The following is a 24,817-nucleotide window of genomic DNA, read 5'->3' on the forward strand; positions in this document are numbered from 1 at the left end:
TTCCGCCAGCGTCGAACGCCCCGGACAACGGTTCCATCCAAACTCGCGGCGCTTGCGCAAGGCGCCGCGCTCACGCCCCCGTTGGGTTCGAATCATGACCTTCATGAGCCCCGCCGAGCGGGTGACGATCATCGCTGCTTGACTCAAATCAAGCGAACGACAAAGAACAGACTTGCCGCATTGACGCCACCATATCTGGTACGTAGCATCCACTCCAACACAATATATTGCGCGAGAGGGGTGTCACGATGGAGCAACGGAATGCCGTCCAGGGCCGTGCCGGAAAGGCTTGTCAAACGGAGCGCGCCACGCTCGCCGCGAGCGGCCCTCAGGTCGAAGTCGCCTCGACCATCGACGAATATCTCGAGCAGCAGGACTGGCGCGTCAACGCCAACGCCAATCAGGGCTATTCGCTCGGCGGTCTGATTCTCAACGTGTCGGGCAAGGTCATCGCCAACTATTGGCTCAGCCACGTCTACTCGGCCGCCGTCGGCCGGGCGCACCGCGAAGCCGACATTCACATTCACGATCTGGACATGCTCTCGGGCTACTGCGCCGGCTGGTCGCTGCGTACGCTGCTGACCGAAGGTCTCAACGGCGTGCCCGGCAAAGTGGAATCGTCGCCGCCGCGCCACATGTCGAGCGCCGTCGCGCAGATCGTCAACTTCCTCGGCACGCTGCAAAACGAATGGGCCGGCGCGCAGGCATTCAGCTCGTTCGATACCTACATGGCGCCCTTCGTGCGCAAGGACAGCCTCAGCTACAAGCAGGTGCGGCAGCACATGCAGGAACTCATCTACAACCTCAACGTACCGTCGCGCTGGGGCACGCAGACGCCGTTCACGAACCTGACGTTCGACTGGGTCTGCCCCGAGGATCTGCGCGAGCAGATTCCGATGATCGGCGGCGAGGAGATGCCGTTCAGCTATGGCGAGCTGCAGGCCGAGATGGACATGATCAATCAGGCCTATATCGAAGTCATGCAGGCCGGCGACGCGAAAGGCCGCGTGTTCACGTTTCCTATCCCGACGTACAACATCACGCCGGACTTCGACTGGGAAAGCCCGAACGCCAAGCGTCTTTTCGAAATGACGGCGCGCTACGGTCTGCCGTACTTTCAAAACTTCATCAATTCGGAGTTGAAGCCGAACATGATCCGGTCGATGTGCTGCCGGCTTCAGTTGGACTTGCGCGAGTTGCTCAAGCGCGGCAACGGGCTTTTCGGCTCGGCCGAGCAAACGGGATCGCTCGGTGTCGTCACAGTCAATTGCGCGCGGCTCGGCTATCTGCATGCCGGCGACGAAGCGGCCATGCTCGCACGGCTCGACGAATTGCTCGATCTCGGCAAGGAAAGCCTCGAAATCAAGCGCCGGATCATCCAGCAGCACATGGACAACGGGCTCTTCCCTTATACGCGCCGCTATCTCGGCACGTTGCGCAATCACTTCTCGACGCTCGGCGTAAACGGCATCAACGAGATGATTCGCAACTTCTCGGCTGACGAGCACGACATTACGAGCGAGTGGGGCCATGCGTTCGCCGTGCGCGTGCTCGATCACGTTCGCGCCCGAATCCTCGAATACCAGGAGGAAACGGGTCATATGTACAACCTCGAGGCAACGCCGGCCGAAGGCACGACCTACCGTTTCGCCAAGGAAGACCGCAAGCGCTATCCCGACATCCTGCAGGCCGGCACGCGCGATATGCCGTACTACACGAATTCGTCGCAGTTGCCCGTCGGCTTCACGGACGATCCGTTCGAAGCGCTCGAGCATCAGGACGATCTGCAGCGCAAATACACGGGCGGCACCGTTCTGCACCTCTACATGACCGAGCCGCTCTCGACACCCGAGGCCTGCAGCTCGCTCGTGCGCCGCACGCTCGAGCGCTTTTCTCTGCCCTATATCACCGTGACGCCGACGTTCTCGATCTGCCCGAAGCACGGCTATCTCGCCGGCCGCCACGAATTCTGTCCCAAGTGCGATGAAGAAATCGTTCATCGCAAGCTGTCTCAACTTCAAACCGAGGAGTCCTGAACCATGACGATCGACCGCATCCAAGCAGCCCCCGCCGCCCGCATCGCGCTCGCCGACGAAGAACGGCAACCGTGCGAAATCTGGACGCGCGTGATGGGTTATCACCGGCCGGTATCGTCGTTCAACACCGGCAAGAAAGGCGAATTCCACGAGCGCAAGTACTTCGTCGAAGCGCGCACGGCCGTGGCCGCCGCGCCATGCGACGAAGAGGAGATCTCGCTTGCGGCCTGAGTGCTTCGAAGCCTCGCGCGTGCAGGAGCTGAACCGGCCCCGCCTGCTCAAAGTGGGCGGGGTCGTGCCGTTCACCGCCACCGACTACCCCGGCAAGCTGGCCGCCGTGGTCTTCGTGCAAGGGTGCCCGTGGCGGTGCGGGTATTGCCACAATCCGCACCTGCAGCCGCGCACGAAGACGGGTGCCGTCGAATGGCAGCATGTCGTGCGTTTTCTCAGGCGGCGCGTGGGGCTCGTCGATGCGGTGGTGTTCAGCGGCGGCGAACCGACCGCCGACCCCGCCATCGTCGAGGCGATACGCGAAGTACGCGCCTTGGGCTTCGCAATCGGGCTTCACAGTGGTGGCACGCATCCGAACCGGTTTGCAGCGGTTCTGCCCTTGGTCGACTGGGTCGGCCTCGACATCAAGGCACCTTTCGACGATTACGAACGCGTCACGCGTATCCGCGGCAGCGGCGAGCCTGCGCGGCGATGCCTGGAGACACTGCTCGCCAGCGGCGTCGATTACGAATGCCGCACGACGCTCCATCCCGGTCTGCTGCCGGAAGACGATATTCTGCGGCTCGCCGGCACGCTTGCCGACATGGGCGTGAAGCGCTACGCGTTACAGATCTTTCGCAAGGAAGGATGCCGCGACGATGCGCTCAATGCCGCCCTCACCCGCGGCTACCCGAGCGAAGCGCTCGTCGCTGCAGTGGGCCGCCGGTTTCCCGAGTTCACGGTACGGCGCGGCTGAGACACCATGCGCGCGCTGCGCGCAATGGCGGGATGAGGCCGCTCTTGTGCCCGCCTCCCGGCGCTCCAACTCACGCGCCCGACGCTTCCTCATCGGCCTCCATCGTTACGGCGACTTCGAGCACGCTCGTAAGGATACGCTGCGCCTCGTCGTGATCGAAGTCGGCATGGAACCGCTTTTTCACGCCGCGATCGGCCAGTTGTACATGCTCGTCGGCCGCAATGCCGTGCCGCTCGAGCGATTTTTTCACGCAGACGAGCGGACAACCGTCGATGGCGATGATCGGGCGCCCCGAATGTGCCACCTTGAGCAGCGCGGGCACGTCGCCGCCCACGCCGGCGATGCACGACATCTCCGCCGCGCCGCGGCGATCGAGTTGCACCGCTACGTAGTTGGCCATCTGGGCAGCGCTCGAGCACCCCGAGCACGCGTAGACGAGCGGTAAGGACTTCGAATCGTCAGCCATGCCGTTTCCTCCTGTGCACGAACACTCCGTGCGTGTTGCCTTGCGGGTTTCCCGCGTATTCCCGGCCGCGTGGGCGGCCATCCGCCGGTTCGCGCCGCCGTGATGCTGCCGCAGGGCCCTGTGCGGCCTTACTGCTGTGCGGCCCCGCGCCGGAACATTTTCGCGGGTGCGAAACGTTCGAGCGAGAGCAGCGACCAATCGAGGGCGTCGAGCGAATTCTTCACGATCAGCCCCAGTTCGGTATCGCCCTCCATCGTCAGCCGGCGGCTGAAGAAAAGCGTGTCCGGATCTTCGGCGCGGCGCGCCAGCAGCATGAAGTCGTAGGCATTCGCGCCGATCGTGAGTGCGACCTCGCCGCGATGACGCGCGGGCCGGAACGTGCCGCCGGTGCAGACGAAATCGAACGCCAGCCGGGCGTCGCGCACCTCGATGCGCAGCGCCTTGCCCTCGAGCAGGGCCATCGCATCGGCCGGCAAATGCCGTGTCAACGTGAGATTGAGGCCGCCGACGAACAGCACGGACCCGGGAAAGGGCGGCAGCTTCGACAGCACCTTGCCGACGAATCCCGGCAATGCGAATGCGGCATCGGTCATCAAATACTCCTTGTGAGGTCAGCCCGCGTGGCGAGCGAGGCCGGCCATGCCGTGCCAATAGCCGTCGCAATGCGCCTGCGGCATCAGTCCGTTCATCGACGAAAGTGCTTCGCCTGCGTCGAGGCGGCCATCGACAACCTCCCGGAACAGCGTGGCGATTTCGCCCATATGCTGCGATTGCGGGCTCAACCGCAGAACGTCGACGCCGAGCGATCGCATTTCGTCGATCGATTCGACGAGATTGCACACGCGCGCCGACTGCGTGGAGATGCCGTTGAAGACGAGGAACGCCTCGCCCTCGCGCGTGTTGAGTTGCAACCCGTCGGGGTGCTCGAGGCAAACGTATTGGCAGTTGTCGCGCGGCAGGTTGCGATGGCGTGCTGTGAAGCAGCGCGCAGAGAATGCGAGCGGCATGCGGCCGTAGGCGAAAACTTCGGTTTCGATGCCTGACGGGCGATCGGCCAGGATTTGCGCCAACCCGTCACGGCTCATTTCGAGCGGCGCGACCCATCGCTTCGCGCCGAGTTCGGCCAGCAGCGCCAGCGTGGGTGGGTTGTACACGTTGATCCAGGGGCCTGCCACGAACGGCGCGCCCTGCACACAGTGCACGGCGCCCATGTCGTTGGCCTCGACGGCGTAGCGTCCGTTTCCCGCCACCTGCCGCAGCGTGGTGAGATCCTTGCCAGATTCGAGCAGCACCTGCGTCGAGAGCACGACCTCCTTGCCTGCTTGCGCAAGCATGGCCGCGATCTCGATCCAGTCCGCCAGGCGAAGCTCGTGGCGACGCGAGCAGACTGTCTCGCCGAGGTAAACGATGTCGACAGGTGCGCTGCTCATCGCCTCGTAAAACTGCAAGGTCGCGATGCGCGACCAATAGTATTGAAGGGGGCCCAATGCGATTTTCACTATGCCGGCTCCAGCTCGCGGGCGCTTGCGTGCGCCCGCTTCGTCATTTCCATGGGCGGTGGTAGGCACCGAGCGTGTGCTGCTGGCCTTCCGCCACTTTGTCGAGGCCCGCCATCCACGTGGTTTTCACGCTGTAGCGCTGCGCGTTGGCGAGACACTGATCGATCGCCTCGCGCCACACGCGCGTCACCTGCGCCACATAGGCGGGGCTGCGCTGCCGCCCTTCGATCTTGATCGCGCGCACGCCGATCTGCCTGAGGCGAGGGAGAAGCTCGAGCGTATTGAGGCTCGTCGGCTCTTCGATCGCGTAATAGTGCTCGTCGGCCACCTCGAAGCGGCCCTTGCAGATCGTCGGATAGCCGGCGTTCTCGTCGTCGGCGTAGCGATCGATGAGCACGCCGTTCAGGCGCGAATCCATGCCCTCGTCGCTCTTTTGCCAACGCACGAACTTGGCGGGCGAACATACGCCGTGCGTATTAGGCGATTCGCCCGTGACATACGACGAGAGCGCACACCGTCCTTCCACCATGACGCACAGGCTGCCGAATCCGAACACCTCGATTTCGACCGCCGTGTTCTCCGTCACCTGCTCGACCTGCGTGAGCGATAGCACGCGCGGCAGCACGGCACGGTTGATACCGAACTGCTCGTGATAGAAATTGATGGCCTCGTAGTTGGTTGCCGAGCCTTGCACCGACAGATGCAGCCTCAATTGCGGATAGCGGTCGCGCGCATAGCGCATGAGGCCGGCATCGGCCATGATCACGGCATCTATCTGCGAGCGCGCCGCACGGTCGACTGCCTCGCGCCAGATCGTCCATGCGTTCGGCTGCGGGTAGGTATTGAGCGCGAGAAAGACTTTCCTGCCTTTGTCATGGGCATAGTCGATACCCGTTCGAATGGCCTTCTCGTCGAAATTGAGGCCCGCGAAATTGCGCGCATTGGTGGCGTCGCGAAACCCGAGATACACACAGTCCGCGCCGTTGTCGATCGCAGCCTTCAGCGCAGGCAGGCTGCCTGCCGGGCAAACGAGCTCGATCGGCGGCGAATCGTTGCTTGTCGTATTGCTTGGCGTCATAAGTCCATTACGGTCCTTGCCCATCGGCGCCGCGCGCATCGCCCATGCAAGCGACGCCCCGCGGCTTCCGGGCGGAACGCCAGTGTGCAACCCGCAAGCCGCAATCGCCTTAACCCAGGTCAAGCGTGCGACGTTATGGCACTCCCTTATGTCCGCCATAGCGACAGGGTTTCGCACCTTCGGCGATATCCGATTTGCTATGGTTATTGGCGTAGGACGCATGCGCGGGACCCTGCCGCGCAGCAATAGCGAATGATCGAAATGAAGCCGTCGAACTGTGACCGGTCGCTCGATGTACGCGGGCTGCGACCGCCCGAACCCATGGAGCAGATATTGAACGCCCTGGCGGGCCTGCCCGATCGGCGCTACCTGCTCGTCATGATGGATCGCGAGCCGTTTCCGCTTTATGGCGTGCTCGATCAGCGCGGGTTTCGGCACAGCATCGAGCGGCTGAACGGCGCGGGCTACGAGCTGTCGATCTGGCAAGACGACTGAATGCGCCGCGCCCTCGCGCTCGAGGCCTCGCCGGCACTCAAGGCACCACTGCGGTTCTTCCTCGCCGCGCCCGCGTTCGTTTTCGCCGCCGCCCTCCTGCTCGCGTGGGCCGGCCCCCAGGCGCTTGCCTCGCGCTGGTCGCCGTATGCGCTCGCCATCACGCACCTGCTGACGCTCGGTGCGTTGACCGGCACGATGGTCGGCGCGCTCATTCAGATTCTGCCCGTCGTCGTCGGCATTCAGATCGCGCGGCCTATCTGCACCGCGGCCGCCGTTCACGCGCTGCTCACGAGCGGCGCGCTCACGCTCGCCGGTGCTTTCGTATCGGGGCGGCGGATGCTCTTCGCCCTCGGCGCACTCCTGCTGGCCAGCGCGTTTGCCTGGCTGCTCACCGCCTGCGCGATCGGCCTGTGGCGCGGCAGGCGCACTGCCGCCACCGGCGTCGCAGATCTGCTGCGCGCCGTCGATCTCGCGCTCATCGCCCTGCTCGTGACCGCGTCGCTCGGCGTCTACCTGGCGCTCACGCTCGCATGGCCGCATGCCACTCCCATCGTCACGCTCACGAACTGGCATGCGATCTGGGGGCTGGCCGGTTGGTTCGGGTTGCTCGTCGTCGGCATCGGCTATCAGTTGATTCCGATGTTTCAGGTAACGGAGCCCTATCCGTCCCATCTTGCGCGATGGCTGGCGCCGGGTTGCTTCGCGTTGCTCGCCGGCTCGGCGCTCGCGGCATTCGTCATATCGCTGAGCGCCGTGCCCGGCTCGACGTCGGACACGATCGCCGAGCTGCTGCCTTCGCTCGTCTTCGTGCCCTACGTCGTGTTTGCCACGGTCACGCTATGGCTGCTTCATCGCCGCAAGCGGCCGTCCCCCGACGCGACCACGCTTTTCTGGCGCACGTCGATGGCGAGCCTCGCCTGTTGCCCGCTCGCACTCGCGGCTGCCACGGTCACGCAGGAGCCGCGGTGGTTCGTGGCTTTCGGCATTCTCGCGCTCGTTGGCGTGGGATGGTCCGCCGTCAACGGGATGCTCTACAAGATTGTGCCGTTTCTGCTTTGGTATCACCTGCAGGCGGAGCTCGCACAACCGCTGTCGATCGTGCCGAAGGTCAAGGACATCATTCCCGATCGCGCGGCAATGCATCAGTACTACGCGCACCTCGCGGCGCTCGCGCTGCTCGCGGCAGCGAGTCAATGGCCCGGTCCGCTCGCGCGCGTAGCCGCCTTCTCGCTGGGTGTCGCTTCGGTGTGGCTCATCGTGCTGCTGGCCCGAGCGTTGCGGCTCTACGCCCGCGTCAGGCGCGAAATTGCACGGGTATCGGTGCAGCGCCACGAGCGCGAACGCAACAAGCCCACGCCTCGGGACGAGCGCGTGCCCGAGCCCGTCACCGAGCGTCAGTAGGCGCAGGCTTCCTGAAGCCGGCAGAGGTCGGGAATCGTAATCTCGCGTCCGCTGATCCGCACGAGATCGCGATGCGAGAGTTCGCGCAGAATGCGCGAGAAGTGCTCGGGCGTTACGTTCAGCCTCGATGCAATCAAGCGCTTATCCGCTTCGAGCCGCACGCGCTGCCCCTCGTCGCACTGCTCGCCCTTCAAAGTGAGCAGATAGGTGATCACGCGCTGCGTACCCGAGCGCAGCGAATATGCTTCCACATCGACCATCAAACTGTGCAAACGCATGCTGAGGCTGGCGAGCATCTTGCATGCGAATGCCGGGTCGCGCTGCAGCTCCGCATAGACGGACGCCTTGCTCACGTGCAGCAGCAGGCTGTCGGCCAACGCCTGAGCCGAAACGATGTAAGGCTTGTCCATGAACATCAGAGCTTCGCCGAAGCCGTCGCCCGCACCGATCAGGCGCACGACCTTTTCTTCGCCGAGCGGCGAGATGAAGCTGAGCTTGATCTGCCCATACACCACCGTATGGAATCCGAGGCAGGGATCGCCCCGCCGAAACACCATGTCTCCACGGCTCAATTGAATTTGCGACGTGCCCTGGGCCAGGCGATCGAGCTCGGCGGGCGCGAGCTCGTTGAAAAGCGCCGTTCTCGAAAGAAAGTCCTGGACCCTGACTTTGTTTCTGGCCATGACCTGACTCATATGAGTTTCGAGTATGAGGAGGCGGTCGGCTGGCCGAGATAGGCGTCGAACACCATACTGATTGCACGCACGAAGAGACGACCCTTCGCCGTAATGTTCATCTCCGCGTCGTCTGTCTCGATCAGCCCCGCTTGTTCGAACGACTCGAGTCCGGCCAGCTCGCGCGCGAAATAGCGCTTGAAGTCGATGCCGTGTGCTTCGCCGATTTCGTCGAACCGCAGCGGCGTGCTGCACATGATGGTCATGATGACGTCCCGACGCAGCAGATCGTCGGGCGTAAGCGCGAGCCCGCGCTCGACGGGCAGCCTGCCGGCATCGAGATGGCGGTAGTACGTTTGCACGGAGCGCGTGGACTGCGAATAGCTGTTGCCGACCTTGCCGATCGCCGAGACGCCGAAGCCGAGAAGGTCGCACTCGGCCTTCGTCGTATAGCCCTGAAAGTTGCGATGCAGGCTCTTGTCGCGCAGCGCGCGGCTCAACTCGTCCTCCGGTTTCGCGAAATGGTCGAGGCCGATGTAGATATAGCCTGCGTCGAGCAGGCGCTCCATCGATCGCATGAAGATCTGCAGGCGCTCTTCCGCGCTCGGCAGCTCGCTCGCCACGATCAGGCGCTGGGCTTTGAAGCGGCTCGGCAGATGCGCATAGTTGTAGACCGCGATGCGATCCGGTGCGAGCCGGATCACTTCGTCGAGGGTATGCTCGAAACTCGCGAGCGTCTGCCTCGGCAAACCGTAGATGAGGTCGATGTTGATCGATTCGAAGCCGGCCTCGCGGCTTGCCGCCAATGCGCGCTCGACCATCGGCAGCGGCTGGATGCGGTTGACCGCCTGCTGCACGGCCGGATCGAAGTCCTGCACGCCGAAGCTCGTGCGGTTGAAGCCCAGATCGGCCAGCACACTGAGCGTCGTCTCTTTGACTGTACGAGGGTCGATCTCCACCCCGAGTTCGGCATCGGGCTGAAAATCGAAGCGGTCGCGCAGCGCGCGCATGAGCGCGGAGAGCTCGGGCATGCTGAAGAACGTCGGCGTGCCGCCGCCGAAATGCAACTGCGTCACGCGGCGATCTTCGCCGAGATGCGGCACGACGAGATCCATTTCGCTGATCAGATACCGCAGATACTCGATGGAGCGGCCGTGATCGCGCGTGATGATCTTGTTGCAGGCGCAAAAGTAGCAGAGCGACTCGCAAAACGGCAGATGCGCGTAGAGCGAGAGCGGCGGATTGTGCGTGGCCCCGGCCCGCTCCGCCAGGAACCGCTGATACGTTGCCTCGTCGAAGTCCGCGTTGAACCGGTCGGCCGTCGGATAGGAGGTATAGCGCGGGCCCGAGTTGTCGAAACGGCGAATCAACGCCTCCGAAATCTCCACATCGGGAAAATGCGCGGCATTTTGCCGCTGCTCGGGCGCTGCCGCTGCCCGGCCATGCTCTGAATGGGTTGACATATCGATTCAATCAGCTCCAGCAAGCGGGCGAAGGTCGCCATGCTCGCACTCGTCGTTTCGATATTGTCCCGATCCGAAAACAGCACAGCTTGATATATGTCATGAATCCGGCGCATTTGGGCACCGAAACCCCGCCACCGCCCCCGTCCGGCTGTGCCAGACGCGTCGTAAAAGATATAGAATCGGTAGACCTTATAGGCATGCCATGCGACTCACCGACTTCACCGACTACAGCCTGCGCGTTCTGATCTATGCCGCGGTGCGAAGCGAACATCTCGTCACGATTCAGGAGATCTCCGAAACGCTCGGCATTGCACGGGGCCACCTCGTGAAGATCGTTCATGCGCTCGGCAAGGCCGGTTATCTCGACACGGTTCGAGGCCGAACGGGCGGGCTGCGGCTCGGCCGTCCGCCAGCCAAGATCACGGTCGGGGACGTGGTGCGCACCATGGAGCCGGACTTTCGCATGGTCGAATGCTTCGACACTGAAGGCAACGCCTGTGTCATCACGGCTGCGTGCGGGCTGCGCGGCGTGCTCGGCAGTGCGCTGCGCGCCTATTTCGACGTGCTCGATAAATTCACGCTGGCGGATCTGGCTGCCGAGCAGAGCACGCTCGAACGCCTCCTGGCAGCCGGCCCGGTCGTCCGCCCGCTCGTGCGTATCGATCGCAAACGCATCGCTTGAAGTCCGTTCGCGCCGATTGCAGTCGCGCAGGTTGCAGGCTTGCGGACGTTCCTTGCCGGCCGTAGTGCCGGCGCACCGTCGCGCAGACACCGTCCGCCTGCGGAACCCGAGCGGCGTTCAAGCCACGCCAGCCTCGCCGGCCTCGCTCGCCTCATTGAGCCGGCTGCGAACGAAATCGATATGTGTTTGCATCGCCGTGCGCGCTTCTTCAGGCCGGCGCGCACGAATGGCCTCGCACAGCGTGCGATGCTGGATGAGCAGTTGCCGCGATGCGTCCTCGTCGCGAATGCGCAGGCCCGTGCCGTTGATCGTGATGTGCTCGCGCAGCATGCCGATCACGCTCGCGTGCAGGTGCAAAAACATCGCATTGTGCGACGCAAGCGCGATCGCTTCATGCAATTTTGCGTCGGCCTGGGCCTCCGTGGCCATGTCGCCCGCGAGCCGCGCCTGCTCGAGCTCCCGCAGCAGCGCGCCAATGCGCCTGCGTTCGTCGGCCGTTGCTCGCAGCGCCGCAAAATAGGCCGTCGCGCCTTCCAGCACGCGCCGGAACTCCAGGATGTCGTCGCGCAGCACCGGATGATCGGCCACGAGTTGCCCCCAGGGCGAGGCCGTACCGGTGATGCCGGTGCGCAGCCGGTCCGTGACGAACACGCCTGCGCCGCGCCGGGCTTGTACCAGGCCACGCGCCGCCAGTCGTTGAACCGCCTCGCGCACCGTATTTCGGGCGACACCGAGTTCGTCAGCAAGCGTCCGCTCGGCCGGCAACCGCGCGCCCGCAGGCCACGTGCCGTCGAGCAGCGACGTCTCGAGCCGGCGCATGACGTCTTCCACGCGCCCACGCGCCGCTGCGCGCTCCTTCGTAGCCATGATGTCCCTCACCCCGATGACGGCCCCCGGCGTGTGCCGCCCACGGCAATTGGTCCAACCAATTTGAACCGCCGTGCAAATGAGGCAATTATGCGCCAAAAGCCGCTCGCCGCCGCGCGTTGTCGGCCCTTGGAGAGAGACATGCACGAAAGGCAATACCCCGCCGCCCCGCCCCGCCACGTCTATTTGTTCGCGACCTGCCTCGTCGACCTGTTCGTCCCGCAGGCCGGCGTGGACGCGATCAAGCTGCTCGAACGCGAAGGGCTGACCGTGCATTATCCGCGCGCGCAAAGCTGCTGCGGCCAGCCGGCCTACAGCAGCGGCAATCCCGAGCAGGCCCGTTCCGTTGCGCGTTCGCAGTTAGGGCTTTTTCCCGAGCCGTGGCCCATTGTCGTGCCCTCCGGTTCGTGCGCGGGCATGATGCGCCACCACTGGCCGGCGCTGTTCGCCGACGACGAAGTGGCCGGACCACAGGCTCGCGAACTCGCACAGCGTACCTACGAGTTGAGCGAGTTCCTGTTGAACGTGCTCAAGGTCGATTTCTCGAAGTACCGGCCCGACAACGGCCCAGCCGCGCCCGAACGCGTCGTGCTGCATACTTCGTGCAGCGCGCGGCGCGAAATGGGCACGCGCGCGCACGGTGTGGCACTCGTCGACGCACTGCCCGACGTCGCTCGCATCGAGCACGAACGCGAATCGGAATGCTGCGGCTTCGGCGGCACTTTCTCGCTCAAGCATCCCGACATTTCCGGCGCAATGGTGCAGGACAAGATCGCCTCGGCCTGTGCCACCGGCTGCGACCGCCTCGTCTCGGCCGATTGCGGCTGTCTGCTCAATATCGGCCACGCCGCCGCGCACCGGCAGGCTCCGCTGACGGTCGAACACCTCGCGAGCTTCCTCTGGCGACACACCAACGGTACGGATAACGAAGCGAACTCCGCAAGCCAAAACGGCCGCAAGCAAGACTGTGCTCGTGAAGACGCGCGGCCAGCCGCCGAAAGCTGCAAGGAGCCCGCATGAGCCGGCCCGGTGCACGCGAACGGATCTTGGGCAGGCTCCGGGCGGCGGCCGCCCGCCCCGCCACGGGCGTATCCGACATCGATCGACGCATCGACGCGCATTATCAGGCTCACCCAGCGGCCACCCAAGCCATGTCGACAAGCGAGCGCGTCGAGACGATGCGCAAAACGTTGGCGGCGTCGCACGCTGGCGTCATCTGCGCCGATGCCGCATCGTGGCCTGCCGAACTCGCACAGAAACTCGCCGCCGCTGGCGTGCGCAGGCTGTTGCTCGATACGGCGGGCGAGGAAGGCGCAGCGCTGATGAAGGCGCTCCCGCCCAATATCGAGGTGCTGCGCTACGCGCGGCCCATTGAGGCGTGGAAAGGCGAGCTCTTCGACACCATCGACGCCGGTTTCACCGTCGCCCGCTCCGGCATCGCCGCCACGGGCACGCTGATCCTCGCTCCCGACGTCAATAGCCCGCGTACGGTCTCGCTCGTCCCGCCGCTGCACGTGGCGCTCGTTCATGCAGACACGCTGCACGCCGATCTGCATTCCGCCGCGCGGCACGAGCACTGGAGCGACGGTATGCCGACCAACCTCGTGCTCGTGTCGGGCCCCTCGAAAACATCCGACATTCAGCAAACGCTCGCATACGGCGCACATGGCCCGCGTTGGATGTGGGTCGTCATCGTGACCGGCGAGCGCGCCGATACGGGAGCCCTGCAATGAACGACACACCGATGCAGTTCGTCCCGCCGGCCGACTTCAAGGCGCGGGCGAGAGAAGCGCTCGCGGATCCGCTCCTGCGCCAGAGTTTCCGCGGCGCAATGGATTTTCTCCAGTCCAAGCGCGCGACCCAGTTTCCCGACCAGGACGAACTCGAAGCGTTGCGCGACGTCGGCGAAGCGATACGCCAGCACGCGCTCGGCCGGTTGCCAGATCTGCTCACCGCCCTCGAAGCGAAACTGACGGCTGCGGGCGTGCAGGTTCACTGGGCCGAAACAGCTGAAGAAGGCAACGAGATCATCCACGGCATTGCCGCGGCTCATCGCGCGCACAAGGTCATCAAGGGCAAATCGATGGCCAGCGAGGAAATGGAGCTCAACCATTACCTCGCCGAACGCGGCATCGATTGCCTCGAGTCCGACATGGGCGAGTACATCGTCCAGCTCGCGGGCGAAAAGCCCTCGCATATCGTGATGCCCGCGATCCACAAGACGCGTGGCCAGATCGCCCGGCTCTTCGAAGAGAACATTCCCGACGCGCCCTATACCGAGGACGTCGACGAGTTGATCCAGATGGGCCGGCACGCACTGCGTCACGCATTCGTCGATGCCGATATCGGTATTTCCGGCGTCAATTTCGCCGCGGCCGATACGGGCACACTGTGGCTCGTCGAAAACGAAGGCAACGGCAGGCTTTCGACGACGGTGCCCCCGGTGCATATCGCCATCATGGGCATCGAGAAGGTGGTGGCGAAGCTCGAGCACATCGTGCCGCTGTCCAGCCTGCTCACGCGCTCGGCAACGGGTCAGCCGATCACGACCTACTTCAACCTGATCAGCGGCCCGCGACGCGCGGACGAGCTCGACGGGCCGCGCGAACTGCATCTCGTGCTGCTCGACAACGGCCGCACGCAGGCCTACGCCGACGAGCAACTGCGAGCCACTCTGCAGTGCATCCGCTGCGGCGCGTGCATGAATCATTGCCCCGTCTACACCCGCATCGGCGGGCAGGCGTATGGCACGACCTACCCCGGGCCGATCGGCAAGATCATCTCTCCGCACCTGCTTGGGCTGGAGGCCACCGCCGACCTGCCGACCGCGTCCAGCCTGTGCGGCGCGTGCGGCGAAGTGTGCCCCGTTCGCATCCCGATCCCGCAGTTGCTCGTGCGCCTGCGCACCGAGGCGAATCGTTCGCCCGACGAAGCCGTTGCGCACCCACTGCGTGGCCAGGGCGCGAATTACAACCGCCGCGAGCATATCGTCTGGCGCTTTTGGAGCGGCGCGTTCGCTCATCCGCGCGCCTATCGCGTGTTTCGCTGGTTCGCGACGCGTTTCAGAAAGTGGGCGCCGCGGCGTCAAATGGGGTGGACGCAACATCGCGTGCCGTTGACACCGGCGGCGCGCAGCCTGTCCGAGTTGCTGCGCGAGCGCGGACAGCCCGAATAACGACATATTGCGACCCGACGATCGGCTTCGAGAGCGGCCGCGCGACGCGCAGGCTGCCGCCGGCGATCGTTCGCGGTCCTGACGATTTTTTTTCGCATTCTCGGAGGAGACCGATATGCAACCCTGGAGTCAGATCTATACACCGCTCGGCAGCCTGGCGTTGTCGTCGCTTGCGGCAGCCATACCGATCGTCTTTTACTTCCTTGCGCTGGCCGTGTTCAGAATGAAAGGTCACGTCGCGTCGGCCGTCACGCTGCTGCTTTCGCTGGCCGTCGCGATCGTCGCGTATCGCATGCCTGCCGCTCAGGCGTTCGCCGCGGCAGGCTATGGTTTTGCGTACGGCATGTGGCCGATCGCGTGGATCATCGTCACGGCCGTCTTCCTTTACAAGATCGTCGTGAAAACGGGGCAGTTCGAAATCATTCGCGCCTCGGTGCTTTCGATCACCGATGACAAGCGGCTGCAGTTGCTGCTCATCGGCTTTTCGTTCGGCGCATTCCTCGAAGGCGCCGCAGGCTTCGGCGCGCCGGTGGCGATCACCGCGGCCCTGCTCGTCGGGCTCGGCTTCGAGCCGCTGCTCGCCGCCGGGCTCTGCCTGATCGCGAACACGGCGCCGGTCGCGTTCGGTGCGATGGGCATTCCGATCATCGTGGCCGGTCAAGTCACGGGGCTCGACGCGCTCCACATCGGCGCCATGGCGGGCCGCCAGCTGCCGCTGCTCTCGCTCGTGGTGCCGTTCTGGCTCGTCTTCATCATGGACGGCGTACGCGGCGTCAAGGAAACCTGGCCCGCGGCATTCGTGGCCGGCGGCAGCTTCGCCGTGACGCAGTACTTCACCTCGAACTACATCGGCCCGGAGCTGCCCGACATTACGTCTGCCCTCGTGAGCCTCGTTTGCCTGACCGTCTTTCTGAAAGTCTGGCACCCGCGCACGGCGGCCCGCACGGCATTTGGCGCGACCGGCGGCGGCACGGCCGCGTTGTCGGGCTTCGGCTCCGGTTCGGGCGACGCACCGCGTTTCGCGGCTGCGAGCCGTCAGGCATCGCCCTATTCGATGGCCGAAACAGCACGCGCCTGGGCACCGTTCGCCATTCTCACGGCGGTGGTCACCGTTTGGAGCCTGCCGGCGTTCAAGGCGTTGTTCGGTGCCAAGGGCGCACTGCATGCCACCGTGCTGCCGTTCGAGATTCCGGGCCTGCATCGGCTGGTCATGAAGACGGCGCCGATCGTCAGTGCGCCGAAAGCGTACGACGCGATCTTCAAACTCGATCTGCTCTCGGCGGTGGGCACGGCGATCCTGCTGACCGCGCTCGTCTCGGCCGTTCTGCTGCGCATGAAACCGCGCCAGCTCGTATCGACGTTCGTCGAGACCATCGTCGAACTGCGCCGCCCGATCGTGTCGATCGGTTTCGTGCTCGCCTTCGCCTTCGTCGCGAACTACTCGGGAATGTCGTCGACGCTCGCCCTGCTGCTCGCCGGCACGGGTGCCGCGTTCCCGTTCTTCTCGCCGCTGCTCGGCTGGCTCGGTGTGTTTCTCACGGGATCGGACACGTCGTCGAACGCGCTTTTCTGCTCCCTGCAGAGCACGACCGCGCATCAGATCGGCGTACCCGATACGCTGCTCGTGGCCGCGAACACGACAGGCGGAGTAACGGGGAAGATGATCTCCCCGCAATCGATCGCCGTGGCTTGCGCGGCTACCGGGCTCGTCGGCAAGGAGAGTTCGCTCTTTCGATTCACCGTGAAGCACAGCATCCTCTTTGCCGCGGTAGTGGGCGTCATGACGCTCGTGCAGGCGTATTGGCTCGTGGAGATGGTGCCGCGCTGAGTGCTGGAGGCACGACGGCCTGCCGGGGAGGGCGGCGACAGGCCTTGCCCGGCTGAGGTGGCACCAATCTGGAAACGATGTACGAGGAGAAATCCCGCCGATCGCGCGATATCCGTAGCGGACGCGCTCATTTTTCCGCGCCGATGCCACGGAGATAATCGACAGGGTTGTCCGCACCGAAAGAGTCGTCACCATTCGGAGCGCAGTGCCTGCTCGGAAGGCGGCACGCCGCTCCGTCTCAGCCGTTATGCGTTGTTCGGCATCGGCGAGTGCATGCCGATCGCGAACTCGCTATGCCATTTCGTCCTTGAATCGATAGCACGCTGGCCTTCGTGCAATCGCACCGTAAGTTAGTCCGAAATTCCAACATCCACCGCGCGCTCATACCCGCCGTCGATATTGTCACTGGTGCCCACCGCTGGGGGCAAATCGATACGGAGAACGACATGAAGACGAGCGCAATCATTTGGTATTGGCTAGGCTTCAGCACGCTTTTTATCGGATCCGCGGCACGCGCGGAGAGTGCTACAGATATATCGCCGATTTGCACAACTGTCTGAGTCGAAGCAGCTGAAACGGACCCGCGATGTGGAGCTAGTGAAACTCAATCGCCGAGACGCACTTAAGCAATGTATAGCCAACTTCGGTGATTTAAAGGAACCTTGCACAGTCAGTGATGACCCGGATGCCGAACCCACGGCCTGCGACTGCGACGAATATCCTTTTGCCTCCACTCAGGACGGCGCTTCGCGGCGTTCGGACGCATCTGTAAAGAAAATAGACAGTAGTGACAACCGACGTACAGGTAGCCGGTTGGGACACTTTTATGCGGGACAACGTGTATTGGATGACGAAGGCTTCTATGTTTCCATAGACGAATAGACGACCTTGGGCTGCAAGATAATGCAAAATCCAGCGCACCATTTCCACGCTCATTCCGCACGCTCACATGACACCTCATACAGGAATTCCCTCGTGGCTCGGTAGTGCATACAGAGTATGCAAACTGAGCGTGCCGGGTGCAGCCCGCTCAGAAGAGATCTCCGTCGATCACGCCTGCATGCGTGTTGCGGCCGAGCCCATCGTCGCACCCGAGAACGTGCCGAGGGTGCCATATTCGGAGTCACGAGGGCTGGCGTTGCGGTCGGAGCAAACAGCTGGTGCGTCGCCGGAAACACCCGTGCGCTTCGACATCAAGGTCGACGTCGAAGCGTTGCTCAAGTTCGGCGCGAACCAACCGTTGCGACCGTTGGATCCCGGGTGGGCCGAATACTTGCCCTGCGCCGGCTTGCCGCTGCCGGGGAAAGCCGACGCAATCGTCCCTCATCCCCGCCGTTACGACGAAGGCCCGGCACTTGACTCGCTCGTCTTGACCGCTTCCATTCCGTCCGGAGAAGGCGCGCTGATGCCCGGCCAGGATTATGAGGCCGGCACAACCCTTGTTCGCACCGGCGAGCGCATCACGCCCGAGGCGCAAGCCATTTTAATCGCCGCAGGTATCCGCACACTGCGCGTAGTGAAACGTCCACGCATTATCGTAGCTGTCGCCAGCTGCGACTTGCTACCAATCGACCATGCGAGGGAAGCCTGGCAACGCCCGGATTCCAACGGCCCATACATCAGATCTCTATTGCAAAGATGGGGCTATGAAGTGCCAGCGGTCGAATATCTGCCATTGGTCAACTCGTGGCTACCTGAGCCTGTCTCCCACAGCACATTCAGGCAGTATGTCCAAGAACTGAAGCGCCTCGTGGCAAGCTACGACCTGATCATCGGGACCGGTATGCCTGAGCGCAGCATCGGCGGCGTCAGCGGCCTCGCGTCATGCCCTGGATTCCTAAGCCCTATCCCCGTACAGGTTGCACAACGGCCCGGAGGTCTTTTCAGCTTTGGTCGCAGCCAGGACCGCTCCCCACCGCGATCCGAACTGAGAAAACACTACCGTGCCGACGGTTCGGCAGCAGCTCTGCAACGAATCCTTTACGAAGATCAAGCAGTCCTCGTCAATCTTCCCGGATTCACCAGCAATGTGGGCGTCCTGATGCACATGTTTGTTCGCCGCATCGTCGACGAGTTGGAGCATGTATCGCATCCTCGACCCTATTGGCGGACCGGAAAACTCAGCCACGAAATCGGCCGTGATGCGAACACGCATCGAGTGCTCTGGGGCAACGCGATCGTCACCTCCGGCGGCCAGATCACCCTATGCGCGCCATACCCGCAGCCCGTCGAGGGGCTCGCCGCGCTTGCGAAAGCCAATGCCCTCATTGCGGCGCCATCCGGCCAAGGACCGTTGTGCGCTGGAACGCCCGTCCATTACCTGTCGCTTTGACGTACCCGGGATGCACTCGTCCGCCGCCTGCGCGAGCAACTGCGATCTGCGGCGCTCGGCTTGCTTTACCCCGACCGTCGCTGCAATCTCACGGCGCATCTGCTTTAATAAGCGCCTTCCGAGGCAAGCACAGAGCGAGAAAGGATGGATAACCGCACCGATACCGGCTTCTTCAGACTGCTTACGGACAGCTACCGCCGCCTGCTCGGCACTTCGCTGATCCCGCCCGACATCGCGCAGTGCGCGAACGAACAAGAGGAACAGGAAGCCGCGCACTGGCTCTACGAGTCAGCGCCATTCGTTCTTCTCGCGCACAACACGGCGGCCGATCCGATCTTCGTTTACGGAAATCTCGCCGCGCAACGCCAGTTCGGCTACGACTGGGACGAGTTGACCCGCCTCCCATCGCGCCTTTCCGCCGATACGCCCGATCAGGACGAGCGCCGCGCATTCATCGAAAGTGTGACGAGCAAGGGCTACGCAACCGGCTATCGCGGCGTACGCATCGCCAAGTCGGGGAAGAAATTCTGGATCGAAAATGCGACGCTCTGGCAATTGACCGACGACAACGGCCACCTGCGCGGCCTCGCTGCCATGGTGCCGACCGTCGTCGACCTCTGAGCGGCCGGGACACGAGCACAGCGGCGCCGGTGCCGCGGCATCCGGGCCGCGGCGTTCGGATGGCCTCGGGCACACATCGCGTTTCCCGGAAAAGCTACGAAGCAAACTCCTCGGCCGGCCGATACGGCAACCCGAGCGCCCGCGCCACGGCCTTGTGCGTCACATGCCCTTGGCAAACGTTCAAGCCCGCCCGCAAGTGCGCATTCTCGGCCAACGCCCGCTTCCATCCTTTATCGGCCAGCGCGACGGCATGGTCGATCGTCGCGTTGTTGAGCGCGAACGTCGACGTTTTCGCCACGGCCCCAGGCATGTTGGCCACGCAGTAATGCACGACGCCGTCCACGACGAAGGTCGGCTGCGCATGCGTCGTCGCATGCGAAGTCTCGAAGCATCCGCCCTGGTCGATCGCGACATCGACGACGACCGCACCCTTTCGCATCTGCGAGATCATCGCGCGCGTGACGAGCCTCGGCGCGGCCGCACCCGGAATCAATACGGCACCGATTACGGCATCGGCATCCGCCACCGAGGTTTCGATCGTGTGCGCGTTGGAATGCAACGTGGCGATGCGGTTGCCGAATACGAGATCGAGGTGGCGCAAGCGGTCGACGTCGCGATCGATCACGGTCACCCGCGCTCCTGCGCCGACGGCCATCTGCAGCGCATTCGTGCCCACCACGCCCCCGCCCAGAATCACGACGTGCGCAGGGGCCACGCCCGGCACGCCCGCGAGCAGGAGCCCCATGCCGCCACGTGGCAGTTCGAGATGCGCGGCGGCCACCTGGATCGACATGCGGCCGGCCACCTCGCTCATCGGTGCGAGCAGCGGCAGGCCGCCGCCCACACCCGTGATCGTCTCGTAGGCAATGCAGACGGCGCCCGAGTCGATCAGCCCGGCGGCCTGTTCAGGGTCGGGCGCGAGGTGCAAATAGGTATAAAGAATCTGGCCGGGCCGCAGCATCGCCCGCTCGACCGCCTGCGGCTCCTTCACCTTCACGATCATCTCGGCCCGCGCGAATATTTCCGTTGCACTGCCGCATATCGTCGCGCCGGACGCCTTGTAAGCCTCGTCGGGCAGGCCGATGGCGGCACCCGCTGCCGCCTCGACCAGTACCTCGTGACCGCGGCTCGTCAGCTCGCGGACGCTCGCCGGCGTGAGGCCGACGCGAAACTCCTGGTTCTTGATCTCTTTGGGAACGCCGATCAGCATGGTGGACCTCCGAAAGACGCATCGCACAATCGCACATCGCACTATTGTCGAATCCGGATGAAGCCCCTTCGATGACTTGCATCAAGCCGCTCCCATCCTCTCACGAGCAGCGCAAACATGCATCCACGTCCGCAAGAAAGGGGGTCTCGCCATCCGGCGAAGCGTCATGCGCCGGACAATGCCCTCCGGCGGCCCACCTTATTTGCCGTACATGTCGAAGTCGAAGTATTTCCGTTCGATGCGCTTATAGGTGCCGTCGCGCAGTATTTGCGCGATGGCGCCATTGAGCGCCGTCAGCAGATCGCGATCGCTCTTGCGCACGCCAGCCGCATCGCCATCGCCCATGATGACGGGATCATAAAGCGCGTCGCCCGTAAACGAGAACGGTTGGCCGCGCGGCGTTTCGAGGAAGCCGATCTTCCCCTGCACCGCGTCCATCAGCACGCCATCGACGCGCCCATTCGCGAGATCGGCATAGGCCTGATCGTAGTTCTGATATGACACGACCTGCACATTGGCGGGAGCCCACTTGGTGCGCGCATACGTTTCCTGCACGGTGCCCTGCTCCACGGCGACCTTCCTGCCCGCCAGGCTCGCACTCTCGGGCTTCAGGCCCGAATCCCTGCGCACGATCAGCTTCGTTTGATTGCGATAAAGCCGATCCGAGAAGTCGATCTGCTCGCGCCGCTTCGCCGTTGCCGCCATCGACGAAAGAATCACGTCGAACTTGCGCGCCTTGAGCCCGGGAATCAGGCCATCGAAGCTCGTCTGAACCCACTCGCATTTCGCGTTCAGCTTTGCACAAAGCGCATTGCCGAGATCGATGTCGAAACCAACGAGGGAGCCATCCTTCGCAACCGATTCGAACGGCGGATATGTCGGATCGACGCCAATGCGGATCGTCGTCCAGTCTTTTGCTGACGCGCATTGCGCAACGACCGACGACAGCAGAAATACGAGGGCCGATGCGCCGGCTTTGAAGCGAGCTTTCATAGTTCACGACTCCGGTAGGCAGACAAACGAAGACCCCGGGGCGGCAACACGATTCGACTCCGTTCGATTCGATTCGAGGCGCCCGCCGCGGGGCCGACTCAGCTTGGAAAATCCGCGCGCACTCCGCCGCCCTCCTCGGGCACGGCCGCCGCGATCTGCTCGATCGTGACCGGCTTGATAGGCGGGCGTATGCGGTAATACCCGATCTCCGACACCGGGCGCCCGGCGGCCTCGGCCAGCAGTTCGCCCACCGTGATGCCGCACCAGCGACCCTGGCAAGGCCCCATGCCGCAGCGCGAGAACGCCTTGGCCTGATTGGGACCGGTGCAGCCCAACGCGCCGAGCCTGCGGATTTCGCCGGCCGTCACCTCCTCGCAACGGCAAACGACGACATCGTCGGCGGGCACGCGCAAGGACCGCTCCGGCGTGTATAGCGCGTCGAGCAACGGGCGAGCCGCGAGATGGCGCGTGCGTTGCCGGCGCGCCGCACCGCTTTCGCGCTCGCGAGCAGCCGCATCGATATGACCCAGCAGATAGACAACGTCGAGAGCCGCGATCTCACCCGCGCATCGCGCGGCCTGCGCGCCGCCAATACCCGCGCCATCGCCGGCAATCCACACCCGGGCAACGCTGGTACGCCCCCACGCGTCGGCCTCGGTATGCCAGCAGGCCTGGGCACGGTCCCAACGATGCCTGCAGCCGAGCGCGCGCGCCAGATTGGTCCCCGGCACCACGCCTTGATGCAGCAACACGAGGCTCGCGGGTACTTCCTGCTGCCGCGCGCCAGCGCGAAAGCGTACCGCATGCGCGGCCGTCTCGCCCGCGATTTCGACATCTCGCACGCCGCGATGGATCTCGATCCCGGAGCGGCGCACCTTGGCCATCATGCGCAGGCCCTTCGTCAGCGTATCCGCCGCCAGCAATGCACGGGGCAGATGCGGCAGCGCGCGGCGCCATGCTCTCCCCGGCGTCGTGTCGAGCAGTGCACGCACCGTTCTACCCGCATCGATCAACTGCGACGCGTACAGCCACAGCAAAGGGCCGCTGCCGACGAGCACGGTGTCTTCGCCGGGAACGAGCCCGGCCGATTTCATCAACGTTTGCGCCGCGCCCACGCCCATGACGCCGGGCAGCGTCCAGCCACGCACCGGCCACGGCCGCTCCTGTGCACCCGTGGCGAGCAGCATCGCGCGCGCCGTTACTTGCGCGGGACACGGGTCGCTACCCGCCTCGCCGGCGCCATTGGGAGCGAGCCACGCCGTGATCTCGGGCGCCGTCTGCACTTGCCAGACGAGCGTGGCGGCGAGGTACCGCGCACCGCATGACAAGAAACGCGCGACGAGGCCGCCGCCTTCGAGATAGTCCGTGCCGAGCACATTGGGATCGACGAGCGGCGAGCGACCGGCGCGCCGATATATCTGCCCGCCCGGCATGGCACCTTCGTCCGCGACGATAACCGAAAGCCCCTTGGCGCGCGCCGCGATAGCCGCCGCCATGCCCGCCGGCCCGGCTCCGACAATGAAGAGGTCGCAATGCAGTTCGCTCATTCGATGCTCGCCTTGCCGTGCATCGCGCGCACCTTCATCCCATCCCTTACACGCTCGATACACGCCTGTACGTTGGGCCGGCCATCGACTTCCACGAGGCACTCGAAGCAGACGCCCATCATGCAGAAGGGCCCACGGGGTGCACCGCCGACAGCGGAGCGGCGGCACGCGACACGCCCCGCGTCGAGGAGCGCAGCCGCCACTGTGAAATCGGCCGGCACGCGGCGTGTTTGCCCATCTATATCGATCGAGACGGTCTGAGCGGGAACGAGCGAAAGGCGTTCAAACATGTTCGGTGACAGTGGAAAGATTGAACCGGCCGGTTTCGAAGGCCTCCTGCCCCACCGGGCGCACACCGCCTGCAATCCACGGCGCCAGTTCGTCCGCATGGGCCGCGGCGAGCGTCACGCCGCTGTGGCAGATGGCAATGAATGCACCGGGGCAGCTCCGCGATTCCTCGTAGACGGGCAACCCGTCCGGCGTCATGATGCGCAGCGCACCCCAGGCCCGGACAATGCGCGCGTGGGCCAGCAACGGAAAGGCCGTCTGCGCGCGGCGCGCGATATCGGCCATCACATTCGTCGTCGTGCCGTCGTCGAAACCGGTGTTTTCCGCCGAATCCCCGAGCAGCACCGATCCTTCCCGCGTTTGCCGAACCACGAGCGTCGGATAGGCGAGAAACGGCGCCAGCCGCTCCGTCACCATGATCTGCCCGCGCAGCGGCGAAATCGGCGCCTGCAGGCCCACCATCGGAGCCAGCGCCGCATTGCCGAGCCCAGCCGCAAGTACGACGCGCCCCGCTTCGAGCACGCCGTGCGGAGTCGTGACCGTGAAGCGGCTCGCGTGCGGGGTGATCCGCTTCACCTCGTGCCGCGGCAGATAGATGCCGCCGCGTGCCTGGAACGCCTGTTGCAGCGCGCGCAGCGCGTAGAGCGGGCTCGCGTGCCCATCGTGGCGGGAGTAGAGCGCGCCGGCCAGATCGCCCGAGGCGCCAGGAATGCGCCGTCGCAGTTCGGTCGCGTCGAGCACTTCATAATCGAACCCCGCGTCGCGCACCCGTATCGACTCGAGCAACCTGCTCCCGGCTTCGAGCTCGGCGGCCGTTTCGCACAGCTCGAAGCCGCCGGGCCGCTCGAAACAAGGATCGATGCCCGTCTCCCGCGCGAGCTGCGCGGCGAAAGCGCTCCAGCGCTCCGACGAGCGCAGCGACCATCGCGCGTAAGGCAGGCAGCAGCTGCCCTTGCCTTGAACCCAGACAAGGCCGAAGTTGCCGCGCGCGGCGCGCAGCGCCGTATCGTCGCCGTCGCAGACGGCCACGCGCTGCCCCAGCCGCACCAAGCCCCAGGCGATCGCCATTCCTACGAGGCCGCCGCCGGCCACGATCGCGTCGAATGCGCGCGCGGTCATCGCAGCACTCCGCACCGATGTGTCGATGCCAGGTTGTTATTCGTTGCTTTCACCGATAAAAAGGCTTGATTTA

At 64.4% G+C, this 24,817-nt stretch carries 25 protein-coding genes; 13 read left to right on the forward strand and 12 right to left on the reverse strand.

Going from position 1 to position 24,817, the window contains the following annotated elements; genetic code table 11:
* Positions 1–248 precede the first annotated feature (248 nt).
* Genes U0034_RS23930 through U0034_RS23940 form a run of 3 tightly spaced genes read left to right on the forward strand, consistent with a single transcriptional unit; the run spans position 249 to position 3,003 of the window.
* Entirely contained in the window at positions 249–2,036 is a 1,788-nt protein-coding gene (locus U0034_RS23930; RefSeq protein WP_085228963.1) for a ribonucleoside triphosphate reductase, read from the forward strand.
* Between the two features lie 3 nt (positions 2,037–2,039).
* Positions 2,040–2,267 carry an anaerobic ribonucleoside-triphosphate reductase gene (gene nrdD, locus U0034_RS23935; RefSeq protein ID WP_085228964.1) on the forward strand — a complete coding sequence of 76 codons (228 nt, stop codon included), beginning with the start codon at positions 2,040–2,042 and terminating at the stop codon, positions 2,265–2,267.
* Between the two features lie 52 nt (positions 2,268–2,319).
* Positions 2,320–3,003 carry an anaerobic ribonucleoside-triphosphate reductase activating protein gene (locus tag U0034_RS23940; protein WP_085229075.1) on the forward strand — a complete coding sequence of 228 codons (684 nt, stop codon included), beginning with the start codon at positions 2,320–2,322 and terminating at the stop codon, positions 3,001–3,003.
* A gap of 70 nt (positions 3,004–3,073) precedes the next feature.
* Here U0034_RS23940 and U0034_RS23945 read toward each other — a convergent pair whose 3' ends face one another.
* The 4 genes from U0034_RS23945 to ubiU all read right to left on the reverse strand — a co-directional run bounded on the left by U0034_RS23945 (position 3,074) and on the right by ubiU (position 6,046).
* On the reverse strand, positions 3,074–3,469 hold the full coding sequence (locus U0034_RS23945; protein ID WP_085228965.1) for a putative zinc-binding protein: 396 nt from the start codon (positions 3,467–3,469) through the stop codon (positions 3,074–3,076).
* A gap of 128 nt (positions 3,470–3,597) precedes the next feature.
* A complete protein-coding gene (gene ubiT, locus U0034_RS23950; protein WP_085228966.1) occupies positions 3,598–4,062 on the reverse strand; it encodes a ubiquinone anaerobic biosynthesis accessory factor UbiT in 465 nt (154 codons plus the stop codon).
* Positions 4,063–4,080: 18 nt separating this feature from the next.
* Positions 4,081–4,968, reverse strand: a complete 888-nt coding sequence (ubiV, locus tag U0034_RS23955; protein ID WP_085228967.1) for a ubiquinone anaerobic biosynthesis protein UbiV — start codon at positions 4,966–4,968, stop codon at positions 4,081–4,083.
* Positions 4,969–5,011: 43 nt separating this feature from the next.
* A complete protein-coding gene (gene ubiU / locus U0034_RS23960; protein WP_085228968.1) occupies positions 5,012–6,046 on the reverse strand; it encodes a ubiquinone anaerobic biosynthesis protein UbiU in 1,035 nt (344 codons plus the stop codon).
* Between the two features lie 252 nt (positions 6,047–6,298).
* Between ubiU and U0034_RS23965 the strand changes: the two genes are divergently transcribed.
* Both U0034_RS23965 and U0034_RS23970 read left to right on the forward strand, forming a co-directional pair.
* Positions 6,299–6,541: a DUF2249 domain-containing protein gene (locus tag U0034_RS23965; protein ID WP_233211944.1), complete on the forward strand. Its 243-nt coding sequence runs from the start codon at positions 6,299–6,301 to the stop codon at positions 6,539–6,541.
* Positions 6,542–7,942, forward strand: coding sequence for a hypothetical protein (locus U0034_RS23970; protein WP_233211943.1), 1,401 nt, complete (start codon positions 6,542–6,544; stop codon positions 7,940–7,942). It abuts the gene before it with no gap.
* On the opposite strand, the gene U0034_RS23975 is transcribed toward U0034_RS23970, so the two are convergent.
* Both U0034_RS23975 and hemN read right to left on the reverse strand, forming a co-directional pair.
* Entirely contained in the window at positions 7,936–8,625 is a 690-nt protein-coding gene (locus tag U0034_RS23975; RefSeq protein ID WP_085228969.1) for a Crp/Fnr family transcriptional regulator, read from the reverse strand. The genes U0034_RS23970 and U0034_RS23975 overlap by 7 nt on opposite strands.
* 8 nt (positions 8,626–8,633) lie before the next feature.
* Positions 8,634–10,085 (reverse strand): oxygen-independent coproporphyrinogen III oxidase, encoded by a 1,452-nt coding sequence (hemN, locus tag U0034_RS23980; RefSeq protein WP_085228970.1) that lies wholly within the window; start codon positions 10,083–10,085, stop codon positions 8,634–8,636.
* Positions 10,086–10,284: 199 nt separating this feature from the next.
* On the opposite strand from hemN, the gene U0034_RS23985 reads away from it, so the two are divergent.
* Positions 10,285–10,764: an Rrf2 family transcriptional regulator gene (locus U0034_RS23985; RefSeq protein ID WP_085228971.1), complete on the forward strand. Its 480-nt coding sequence runs from the start codon at positions 10,285–10,287 to the stop codon at positions 10,762–10,764.
* Between the two features lie 117 nt (positions 10,765–10,881).
* Here U0034_RS23985 and U0034_RS23990 read toward each other — a convergent pair whose 3' ends face one another.
* The gene (locus U0034_RS23990) at positions 10,882–11,631 is read right to left on the reverse strand and encodes a FadR/GntR family transcriptional regulator (protein WP_085228972.1); all 750 of its coding nucleotides are present in this window, start codon (positions 11,629–11,631) and stop codon (positions 10,882–10,884) included.
* 141 nt (positions 11,632–11,772) lie between these two features.
* On the opposite strand from U0034_RS23990, the gene U0034_RS23995 reads away from it, so the two are divergent.
* From U0034_RS23995 to U0034_RS24025, 7 genes are all read left to right on the forward strand, one after another.
* Positions 11,773–12,651, forward strand: coding sequence for a (Fe-S)-binding protein (locus tag U0034_RS23995; protein ID WP_085229077.1), 879 nt, complete (start codon positions 11,773–11,775; stop codon positions 12,649–12,651).
* Entirely contained in the window at positions 12,648–13,364 is a 717-nt protein-coding gene (locus U0034_RS24000) for a LutC/YkgG family protein (RefSeq protein ID WP_085228973.1), read from the forward strand. Before U0034_RS23995 ends, U0034_RS24000 begins: the two co-directional genes overlap by 4 nt.
* Positions 13,361–14,806 (forward strand): LutB/LldF family L-lactate oxidation iron-sulfur protein, encoded by a 1,446-nt coding sequence (locus U0034_RS24005; protein WP_085228974.1) that lies wholly within the window; start codon positions 13,361–13,363, stop codon positions 14,804–14,806. The genes U0034_RS24000 and U0034_RS24005 overlap by 4 nt, the downstream gene beginning before the upstream one ends.
* Positions 14,807–14,921: 115 nt before the next feature.
* The gene (locus U0034_RS24010; RefSeq protein ID WP_085228975.1) at positions 14,922–16,634 is read left to right on the forward strand and encodes a lactate permease LctP family transporter; all 1,713 of its coding nucleotides are present in this window, start codon (positions 14,922–14,924) and stop codon (positions 16,632–16,634) included.
* A gap of 597 nt (positions 16,635–17,231) precedes the next feature.
* A complete protein-coding gene (locus U0034_RS24015) occupies positions 17,232–17,516 on the forward strand; it encodes a NucA/NucB deoxyribonuclease domain-containing protein (RefSeq protein ID WP_233211952.1) in 285 nt (94 codons plus the stop codon).
* A 67-nt stretch (positions 17,517–17,583) separates the two neighbouring features.
* A complete protein-coding gene (locus U0034_RS24020; RefSeq protein WP_085228977.1) occupies positions 17,584–18,966 on the forward strand; it encodes a molybdopterin-binding domain-containing protein in 1,383 nt (460 codons plus the stop codon).
* A 144-nt stretch (positions 18,967–19,110) separates the two neighbouring features.
* Positions 19,111–19,587, forward strand: coding sequence for an MEKHLA domain-containing protein (locus tag U0034_RS24025; protein ID WP_085228978.1), 477 nt, complete (start codon positions 19,111–19,113; stop codon positions 19,585–19,587).
* Between the two features lie 94 nt (positions 19,588–19,681).
* On the opposite strand, the gene ald is transcribed toward U0034_RS24025, so the two are convergent.
* The 5 genes from ald to U0034_RS24050 form a co-directional block, all read right to left on the reverse strand.
* Positions 19,682–20,797: an alanine dehydrogenase gene (ald, locus tag U0034_RS24030; protein ID WP_085228979.1), complete on the reverse strand. Its 1,116-nt coding sequence runs from the start codon at positions 20,795–20,797 to the stop codon at positions 19,682–19,684.
* 198 nt (positions 20,798–20,995) lie between these two features.
* Positions 20,996–21,790 carry an ABC transporter substrate-binding protein gene (locus U0034_RS24035; RefSeq protein WP_085228980.1) on the reverse strand — a complete coding sequence of 265 codons (795 nt, stop codon included), beginning with the start codon at positions 21,788–21,790 and terminating at the stop codon, positions 20,996–20,998.
* Positions 21,791–21,888: 98 nt separating this feature from the next.
* Positions 21,889–23,337, reverse strand: a complete 1,449-nt coding sequence (locus U0034_RS24040; RefSeq protein WP_085228981.1) for an FAD/NAD(P)-dependent oxidoreductase — start codon at positions 23,335–23,337, stop codon at positions 21,889–21,891.
* A complete protein-coding gene (locus U0034_RS24045) occupies positions 23,334–23,627 on the reverse strand; it encodes a (2Fe-2S)-binding protein (protein WP_085228982.1) in 294 nt (97 codons plus the stop codon). Before U0034_RS24045 ends, U0034_RS24040 begins: the two co-directional genes overlap by 4 nt.
* Positions 23,620–24,744: an NAD(P)/FAD-dependent oxidoreductase gene (locus tag U0034_RS24050; RefSeq protein WP_085228983.1), complete on the reverse strand. Its 1,125-nt coding sequence runs from the start codon at positions 24,742–24,744 to the stop codon at positions 23,620–23,622. The genes U0034_RS24045 and U0034_RS24050 overlap by 8 nt, the downstream gene beginning before the upstream one ends.
* Positions 24,745–24,817 lie beyond the last annotated feature (73 nt).

The sequence above is a fragment of the Trinickia caryophylli genome, assembly GCF_034424545.1.
Taxonomy (GTDB): Bacteria; Pseudomonadota; Gammaproteobacteria; order Burkholderiales; family Burkholderiaceae; genus Trinickia; species Trinickia caryophylli.

Excerpts from the sequence above, each read along its gene's own strand:
- U0034_RS23990 (WP_085228972.1), bottom strand. The coding sequence starts at position 11,631 with ATGGCTACGAAGGAGCGCGCAGCGGCGCGTGGGCGCGTGGAAGACGTC.
- ubiU (WP_085228968.1), bottom strand. The coding sequence starts at position 6,046 with ATGACGCCAAGCAATACGACAAGCAACGATTCGCCGCCGATCGAGCTC.
- U0034_RS24005 (WP_085228974.1), top strand. The coding sequence starts at position 13,361 with ATGAACGACACACCGATGCAGTTCGTCCCGCCGGCCGACTTCAAGGCG.
- U0034_RS24035 (WP_085228980.1), bottom strand. The coding sequence starts at position 21,790 with ATGAAAGCTCGCTTCAAAGCCGGCGCATCGGCCCTCGTATTTCTGCTG.
- U0034_RS24010 (WP_085228975.1), top strand. The coding sequence starts at position 14,922 with ATGCAACCCTGGAGTCAGATCTATACACCGCTCGGCAGCCTGGCGTTG.
- U0034_RS23975 (WP_085228969.1), bottom strand. The coding sequence starts at position 8,625 with ATGGCCAGAAACAAAGTCAGGGTCCAGGACTTTCTTTCGAGAACGGCG.
- nrdD (WP_085228964.1), top strand. The coding sequence starts at position 2,040 with ATGACGATCGACCGCATCCAAGCAGCCCCCGCCGCCCGCATCGCGCTC.
- U0034_RS23945 (WP_085228965.1), bottom strand. The coding sequence starts at position 3,469 with ATGGCTGACGATTCGAAGTCCTTACCGCTCGTCTACGCGTGCTCGGGG.
- U0034_RS24045 (WP_085228982.1), bottom strand. The coding sequence starts at position 23,627 with ATGTTTGAACGCCTTTCGCTCGTTCCCGCTCAGACCGTCTCGATCGAT.
- U0034_RS24020 (WP_085228977.1), top strand. The coding sequence starts at position 17,584 with ATGACACCTCATACAGGAATTCCCTCGTGGCTCGGTAGTGCATACAGA.
- ubiT (WP_085228966.1), bottom strand. The coding sequence starts at position 4,062 with ATGACCGATGCCGCATTCGCATTGCCGGGATTCGTCGGCAAGGTGCTG.
- U0034_RS24000 (WP_085228973.1), top strand. The coding sequence starts at position 12,648 with ATGAGCCGGCCCGGTGCACGCGAACGGATCTTGGGCAGGCTCCGGGCG.
- U0034_RS24040 (WP_085228981.1), bottom strand. The coding sequence starts at position 23,337 with ATGAGCGAACTGCATTGCGACCTCTTCATTGTCGGAGCCGGGCCGGCG.
- U0034_RS23930 (WP_085228963.1), top strand. The coding sequence starts at position 249 with ATGGAGCAACGGAATGCCGTCCAGGGCCGTGCCGGAAAGGCTTGTCAA.
- U0034_RS23965 (WP_233211944.1), top strand. The coding sequence starts at position 6,299 with ATGATCGAAATGAAGCCGTCGAACTGTGACCGGTCGCTCGATGTACGC.
- U0034_RS24025 (WP_085228978.1), top strand. The coding sequence starts at position 19,111 with ATGGATAACCGCACCGATACCGGCTTCTTCAGACTGCTTACGGACAGC.
- U0034_RS23995 (WP_085229077.1), top strand. The coding sequence starts at position 11,773 with ATGCACGAAAGGCAATACCCCGCCGCCCCGCCCCGCCACGTCTATTTG.
- U0034_RS23985 (WP_085228971.1), top strand. The coding sequence starts at position 10,285 with ATGCGACTCACCGACTTCACCGACTACAGCCTGCGCGTTCTGATCTAT.
- U0034_RS23970 (WP_233211943.1), top strand. The coding sequence starts at position 6,542 with ATGCGCCGCGCCCTCGCGCTCGAGGCCTCGCCGGCACTCAAGGCACCA.
- ald (WP_085228979.1), bottom strand. The coding sequence starts at position 20,797 with ATGCTGATCGGCGTTCCCAAAGAGATCAAGAACCAGGAGTTTCGCGTC.
- U0034_RS24050 (WP_085228983.1), bottom strand. The coding sequence starts at position 24,744 with ATGACCGCGCGCGCATTCGACGCGATCGTGGCCGGCGGCGGCCTCGTA.